We start from the raw sequence: 6,667 nt of genomic DNA on the forward strand, positions 1-6,667 counted from the left end.
CACGGTGCATCCGCTTGAGCCGCTCCCCCTCCTCCGCGCGGTCGTGCGGATCGCCCCAGATCGCCAGGAACGCCGAGAACCCACTTCGCACCCCTCGATCCGCGAAGTTGGCCTCGAAGCGGCCGGTCTTGTCCACCGCGGCGGCCACCGGCACCAGCGCCACCTCGTCGAAGGCGGCGGCGCCGAAGAACCCACCGAAGGCGCTGCCGCTGTGTTTGCGGAACTCCCGCATGACTTTCGGACGCACCCCGTCGGCCGTCTTACGTACAGGTAGTGCCTCGGCCGTCTGGGTCATGTCGCCTCCGATGCGCGTTGACACAGAGACTAGTGATTTGTGTCAACGTGTCAATGGATGGCAGGCGCGCACCCGGTCGATCCACCATCGGCGGCGCTCGGGCGTCGCGGCCAGCCCCGAGAGCCGCGCCGGATCGGGGGTCACTGGAGCGACAAGCAGGTGTCCGTCCTCGGCGGGCCGGGTTTCTGCGACGTCGTCGACGAACAATCCTCCCGTGCCCAGGCCGCACGCATGGCTTAGCTCCGGCAGCGCCGCGGCGGCCAGCAGACCGCGGCCGATCCCGACCGCGGAATCGAGCGCACTGGAGACGACGACGGGAATGTCGATCTGGGCGGCGATCGCGAGCAGCGCCCGCACGCCACCCAAAGGCGCGACCTTGAGCACCGCGACGTCCGCGGCCTTTTCGCGCACCACCCGCAGGGGGTCGTCGGCCTTGCGGATGCTCTCGTCGGCGGCGATCGGGACGTCGACGCGGCGCCGCAGCTCGGCCAGTTCCGCGACCGTGGCGCACGGCTGTTCCATGTACTCCAACGGTCCTTCGGCGGTCAGCGCCGTCGCCGCGGCGACCGCTTCGTCGACGCTCCAGCCCGCGTTGGCGTCCACTCGCACGGTCGGCACCACGGCCCGCACCGCGTTGACGCGCGCCACGTCGTCGGCCAGCGACTGCCCCGGCTCGGCGACCTTGACCTTCGCCGTGCGCGCCCCGGGGAAGCGGGCCAGCACCTCGGGCACCCGCGCGGCGTCCACGGCAGGCACGGTCGCGTTGATCGGAATGCGGTCGCGCCGCACGTCGGGGGGTGGTTCGTACGCGCCTTCGAGCGCGGACGCCAGCCAGTGCGCGGCCTCGGGAGGTTCGTATTCGAGAAACGCCCCGAACTCGCCCCAGCCGGCCGGACCGTCGATCAGCGCCACCTCGCGGACCGTGATCCCGCGGAACCGGACCCGCATCGGGAGCGCGACCACATGCATCCGATCGAGGATGTCGTCGAGCTGCGGCATGCGGACCATCCTGCCGGTTCGGGATCGGGAGGTTTACCGATCGCGGTTCGCGGCTACCTTTCAGTTGCTTAACTAATTGTGATTCGTTCCTAGGAGCACCTCGTGCAACTGAAGACATTGGCCTCGACGGCGCTGGCGGTGACGGCGACGGCAGTCGTCGGTGGGTTGGCCAGCAAGGATTCGCAGTCCTTCTGGTACGCGAAACTGCGCAAGCCCCCGTATCAGCCACCGGCGCAGGCCTTTCCGATCGTCTGGCCGATCCTGTACGCCGACATCGCCGCAACGTCGGCGGCAACCCTCGACGAGCTCGAGCGCCGCGGTCAGACACGCGAGCGGCGCCGCTACATGGCAGCGCTCGGGGTGAACCTGGTGCTCAACGGCAGCTGGTCGTGGTTGTTCTTCAACCAGGGCAAGCTCGCCACGTCGGCCGTGGCGGCGGGTGCGCTCGCCGCCAGCAGCGCCGACCTCACGCGCCGTGCCGTACAGGTGCGGGGGGCCCAAGCGGCGCCGCTGGCGTTGTATCCGCTGTGGTGTGCATTCGCGACCGTGCTGTCGTCGCACATCTGGTTCCTGAACCGACGCCGATGAAGGTACTGGAGATCCCGCGCCAGGTCGCGGAGTCGGTGTTCTCGCTCGTCGGCATCCGAGTGGGCACCGAGGAACCGCACCACCTGACCACGAAGCTGTCCGACCGGGTGGAAATCCGCCGTTACGGCCCCCGCATCGCGGCCGAGACCACCGTCGACGCCGACGAGGACCGCGCCAGGAACATCGGCTTCCGCCGCCTGGCCGGATACATCTTCGGCGGTAACCACCGCGACGCGACGATCGCGATGACCGCCCCGGTCAGCCAGCAGACCCGCGAGAAGATCGCGATGACGGCGCCGGTCGCACAGGCCCACGACGGGCAGAACTCGACGATCCGCTTCTACATGCCGTCGAAGTGGACGCTGGACACGCTGCCCACCCCGGACGACGACCAGGTGCGGCTGGTGGAGGTGCCCGGCGAGACGGTCGCGGTCCTGCGGTTCACCGGTGACCGCAGCCCGCGCGCCGTCGCCGAACGCACGCGCGAGCTTTCGGATACCCTGCGCACCAACGGAATCGAGGCCGTCGGGAAGGCGCAGTCCTGGTTCTACGACCCACCCTGGACGCTGCCGTTCCGCCGCCGCAACGAGATCGCGATCCCGGTCCGGCCGACCGACTAGACCGTCGCGCGGTCGCGGTTCTCCCAGTACGGTTTGCGCAGTTCTTTTTTGAGGATCTTGCCGGTCGGGTTGCGGGGCAACTCGTCGGTGATGTCGACCGTCTTCGGGCACTTGTAGGCCGCGAGCCGCTCCCGACACCAGGTGATGATCTCCTCCGGCGTCACCGAATCCTCGACCGACACAACGGCCTTGACCACCTCACCCCACTTGTCGTCGGGGACGCCGATCACCGCGACGTCGGTCACCGCGGGATGTTCGGCGATGACGCGCTCGACCTCGATGGAGTAGATGTTCTCGCCGCCTGAGATGATCATGTCCTTAAGGCGGTCCTCCACGAAGATGTATCCGTCCTCGTCGATGCGGCCGATGTCTCCGGTGCGGAACCACCCGTCGTTGGTGATCGCCTCGGCCGTCGCCTCGGGCTTGTTGTGATAGCCCTTCATCAGTTGTGGTGTGCGGAACCACAACTCGCCCTGCTGGCCGGCAGCCACGTCTTGTAACGTGTCGGGGTCCACCACTCGGACCTCGGCGCCCGGAATCACCCGGCCCGCGCTGACCAACCGCTCTTCGGTGCCGGAGCGGTGGTCGTCGGGCAGCAGTTGGCTGATCACACCGCACACCTCGGTCAACCCGTACACCTGGATGAAATCGGTGTTGGGCCAGGCCTCCAGCGCCGCCCGCAACAGCGGTAGTGGCATCGGCGAGGCGCCGTAGACGTACGTTTTGAGGGCGCCGAACAACTTGACGGCATCCTCGCCGGACTCCAGCACCTTGGCCAGCACCGCAGGCACCAGGAAGGTTCGGTTGGCGCCCTTGAGGATTGCACCCGCCAGCGAGGCGCCGTCGACCTCGCGGGTCATCACGGTTGGTACGCCGTCGTGAATGCCGAACTGGACGTAGGACGATCCGCCGACGTGGAACAGCGGCATCGACACCATGCTCTTGTCGCCCTCGTCGAAGGCCCAACCGTTGTGCGCGTGGATCGTGTGCGCAATCAGGTTGGCCTGCGTGATCTGCACACCTTTGGGGCGCCCCGTCGTGCCCGAGGAGTACATGATGATCGCGACGTCGTCGGGCTGGACGTCGTCGGCGCGCCCGACCGGCGTCGCGTCGGCGAGCAACGCCTCGTACTGGTCGCCGTCGCCGCCCTCCGGGGTGACCTCGATGATCTTTTCGACGTCGGTGAGCTTGTCGCGGATCTTGTCGATCGTCGGCTTCAGCTCGGTGCCCACGATCAGCAGCTTGGCGCCCGAGTCGTTGAGCACGTAGTCGAGTTCGTCCGCGGCCAAGCGAAAGTTGATGATCGCGTTCGACGCGCCCAGCGACGCCGCGGCCACGGTCAGCTCGACGCAGGCGGGGTGGTTCTTGTCCAGGAACGCCACCACGTCACCGCGTTTGACGCCGGCTTGTTGAAGCGCGCCGGCCAGCCGGCGGACCCGGTCGTTCCACTCCGACCACGTCCAGGTGCGGTCCAGATAGGTCATCGCCTCGGCGTCAGGCTTGGTCTCGGCCCAGTGCGCGAGCCGTTCGTCGAGAAATCGCGGGTCATGCAGGTCAGACATGCCATGAAGGGTGCCATGACCGCCGTGCGGTCAGACCGCTTTCGGGTAAACCTGCCGTCCCGCGAGGAAGGTCGCGCGGACCTCGAGGTCGGCGATCTGGTCGGGCGCGACGCTACGCGGGTCGGCCGAGAGCACCACCAGGTCGGCGTACTTACCCACTTCCAGTGAGCCGACCACGTCGTCGGCGAACAACTGGTAGGCGGCGTCCAACGTCTGAGCCCGGATCGCCTGTTCGACGGAGATGCGCTGTTCGGGTCCGATCACGCGTCCGCTCGGCGCCGTGCGCGTGGCCGCGACGCTGATGTTGCGCAGCGGTTCCTCCGGAGTGACCGGCGGATCGTTGTGCAGCGAGATCCGCATACCGGTGGCGACCGCGGATCCGCAGGGCATCCAACGGCTTCCGTGTTCGGCGCCGAACAAGCCGTCGACGATGATGTCGCCCCAGTAGTGGATCTGGTCGACGAAGATGCTGCACACGACGCCGAGGTCGTGCGCGCGTTGTAGTTGATCGTCGCGGATGGCGCCGACGTGTTCGAGGCGCAGCCGGTGGTTGTCGCGGGGCCAGAGCCGCAACGCCTCGTCGTAGACGTCGAGGATCGTGTCCACGCCGGAGTCGCCCTGCACGTGGCAGGCCATCGCCCAGCCCTGCGGGAAGTAGGCGTGCACGATCTCGGTGAGCTGCTCGCGGGTGTAGTTGGCGCATCCGCACGAACCGGGCGCGACGCCGATGGTGCGGGTGGCGTCGGTGTCGAGGTACGGAAACGACAAGTCGATGTTGCCGATCCACGGTGAGCCGTCGACCCATATCTTGATCCCGACCTGGCGCAGTAGATCGTCACCATTGCCCGGTGTCGCGTCGGTGGACATCTGGGCGTTGGAGATCTCGTAGAGCCGCAGCCGCACGCTGAGATCGCCGCGCAGCCCCTCGATCACCGGGCGGAACACCGGGTCGAACGCCATCTCCGAACACGTGGTCAGCCCGGCCGCGTTGAGCCGCTGCAGTTCGGCGTGCAGCATCGCCGGGTAGTCGGTCGGGTCGATCACCCCGGCCAGCAGGCTGAACACGGCGGCGGTCTCCTCGGCGGTGCCGTCGAGGTCGCCGTGAGTGTCGCGGCCGTAGCGTGCGCCCTTCGGGTCGGGGGTGTCGCGGGTGAGCCCGAACCGCCGCGCGGCCGCGCTGTTGAAGTAGGCCTTGTGACCAGAGTTGTGCACGATCACCAGCGGGTCGTCGGGGGCGACGCCGTCGAGCCACGTCAGCGTTGGCTCCGGTAAACCGGTTTGTAGCAACGGATCCCAGCCGTTGAGGTAGGCCCCGTCCGGACCGCGCTTGGCGACCTCCGACCGGATGGCGGCGACCACGTCATTGGCGGCGGGCAGTGTGACCGGCCGGATGTCGACCATCCGCTCGGAGAGCACGATCGCCTCCATCAACGGGTGCCCGTGCGCCTCGACGAAGCCCGGCATCACGCAGCCGTCGACGTCGCGGATCTCGGTGCCCGGGCCCACCCAGCCGTCGATCTCGCTGCGGGTGCCGACCGCGACGATGCGGCCGTCGGCGACCGCGATCGCCTCGGCGGTCGGCCGATTCTCGTCGACAGTCAGGACGGTTCCGCGGATGACAAGGTCAGCGGCCGGCATCACGCCATCTTCGCAGTCTTGGCGGGAAGCCGGCGAAGTTTTTTCGCCATTCATGTCCAGCGCCCAGCGAGATTCCGCTCGCCTTATCAACGGGGCCGCGGTGTTTCACTCGGCGACCTAGGCGACTTTCGTCAAAGTGAAACCGCTTTGGTAGGTCGCCCCGGCCGGATCGCCACACGCCGCGGCATCCTGCGTGTTGACGGCGGTTCCCTCCAACGTCACCGCTTCGAACGAAAACGCCACTGTGCCCGGAACAGTCACACTGTCGTTCGGGGGCTTGCACCGAATCGCCTGGGCGTACTGGACGGCCATGTTCCAGCGGCCGTTGTCCAACAGGGCCCGTCCGCCGTACGGCGTGACCCTGGTATCGGTGACAGGCGTGACGGCTACGTCGGCGCATCCTGAACCGCACGGCGTGATCACCCACGTGTTAACTCTGCCGGTGTCGGAGTGATAGGTGTAAGTGCCGCTCAGTTCGCCCGGGGCTTGTGGAGAGCCGCCGGCCCAAGCGTTGCCGGCCGATCCTATCGCCACGCCGGCGCCGACGATGCACGCTGCGGACAGCGTGCGAGTGATGGTCATGCCGTTCCTCTCGTTTGAGGCTGGTTCCTCGTTGCCCTGGCCGGGTAGTCGCGACGAAAAGCTCTGCATCACTTAGCGTCATACGTGTCCCGGCATTCCTCCCATCCCAGCTATACCGCCCACACCGCCGACGTGGCCCATGCCTCCCATACCGCCCACGCCTCCCATACCGCCGATATCTCCCCCGCCGATGCCGCCGATGGTGCCGATCGCACCGCCGCCGATGGCGCCGATCGCACCGCCGCCGATGGCGCCACCAGCTATGGGAGGTATGGGGGGCATCGGCGGGATGGGGGGCATGGGCCACATCGGCGGCGGTGCGATCGGCACCATCGGCGGCGGTGCTACCGGCGCCAACGGCGGTGGCGCGATCGCGGGCGGTG

The 6,667-nt window shown here is 67.9% G+C and carries 8 protein-coding genes; 3 read left to right on the forward strand and 5 right to left on the reverse strand.

From position 1 onward, the window contains the following. Positions 1–295, reverse strand: a 295-nt coding sequence (locus A5698_RS07365) for an oxygenase MpaB family protein (RefSeq protein ID WP_156670641.1), incomplete at its 3' end; no start/stop codon positions are given. Positions 296–337: 42 nt separating this feature from the next. Next, a complete protein-coding gene (locus tag A5698_RS07370; protein WP_502688883.1) occupies positions 338–1,294 on the reverse strand; it encodes an o-succinylbenzoate synthase in 957 nt (318 codons plus the stop codon). A 102-nt stretch (positions 1,295–1,396) separates the two neighbouring features. Here A5698_RS07370 and A5698_RS07375 point away from each other — a divergent pair, with 102 nt between their 5' ends. Together A5698_RS07375 and A5698_RS07380 are read left to right on the forward strand one after the other, a co-directional pair. Then, positions 1,397–1,882, forward strand: a complete 486-nt coding sequence (locus A5698_RS07375; RefSeq protein ID WP_068295059.1) for a TspO/MBR family protein — start codon at positions 1,397–1,399, stop codon at positions 1,880–1,882. Further along, the gene (locus tag A5698_RS07380; protein WP_068295063.1) at positions 1,879–2,502 is read left to right on the forward strand and encodes an SOUL family heme-binding protein; all 624 of its coding nucleotides are present in this window, start codon (positions 1,879–1,881) and stop codon (positions 2,500–2,502) included. The genes A5698_RS07375 and A5698_RS07380 overlap by 4 nt, the downstream gene beginning before the upstream one ends. On the opposite strand, the gene A5698_RS28490 is transcribed toward A5698_RS07380, so the two are convergent. The 3 genes from A5698_RS28490 to A5698_RS07395 form a co-directional block, all read right to left on the reverse strand. After that, positions 2,499–4,064, reverse strand: coding sequence for a long-chain-fatty-acid--CoA ligase (locus A5698_RS28490; RefSeq protein ID WP_068295065.1), 1,566 nt, complete (start codon positions 4,062–4,064; stop codon positions 2,499–2,501). The two genes, A5698_RS07380 and A5698_RS28490, sit on opposite strands and share 4 nt — an antisense overlap. A gap of 30 nt (positions 4,065–4,094) precedes the next feature. Then, positions 4,095–5,702, reverse strand: coding sequence for an amidohydrolase (locus A5698_RS28495; RefSeq protein WP_068295069.1), 1,608 nt, complete (start codon positions 5,700–5,702; stop codon positions 4,095–4,097). Between the two features lie 117 nt (positions 5,703–5,819). Continuing rightward, the gene (locus tag A5698_RS07395; RefSeq protein ID WP_068295072.1) at positions 5,820–6,284 is read right to left on the reverse strand and encodes a hypothetical protein; all 465 of its coding nucleotides are present in this window, start codon (positions 6,282–6,284) and stop codon (positions 5,820–5,822) included. A 139-nt stretch (positions 6,285–6,423) separates the two neighbouring features. On the opposite strand from A5698_RS07395, the gene A5698_RS07400 reads away from it, so the two are divergent. Further along, positions 6,424–6,667 (forward strand): hypothetical protein (locus A5698_RS07400; protein WP_197506701.1); only part of this gene is annotated, 244 nt, incomplete at its 3' end.

The sequence above is a fragment of the Mycobacterium sp. E136 genome, from assembly GCF_001666865.1.
Lineage (GTDB): Bacteria > Actinomycetota > Actinomycetes > Mycobacteriales > Mycobacteriaceae > Mycobacterium.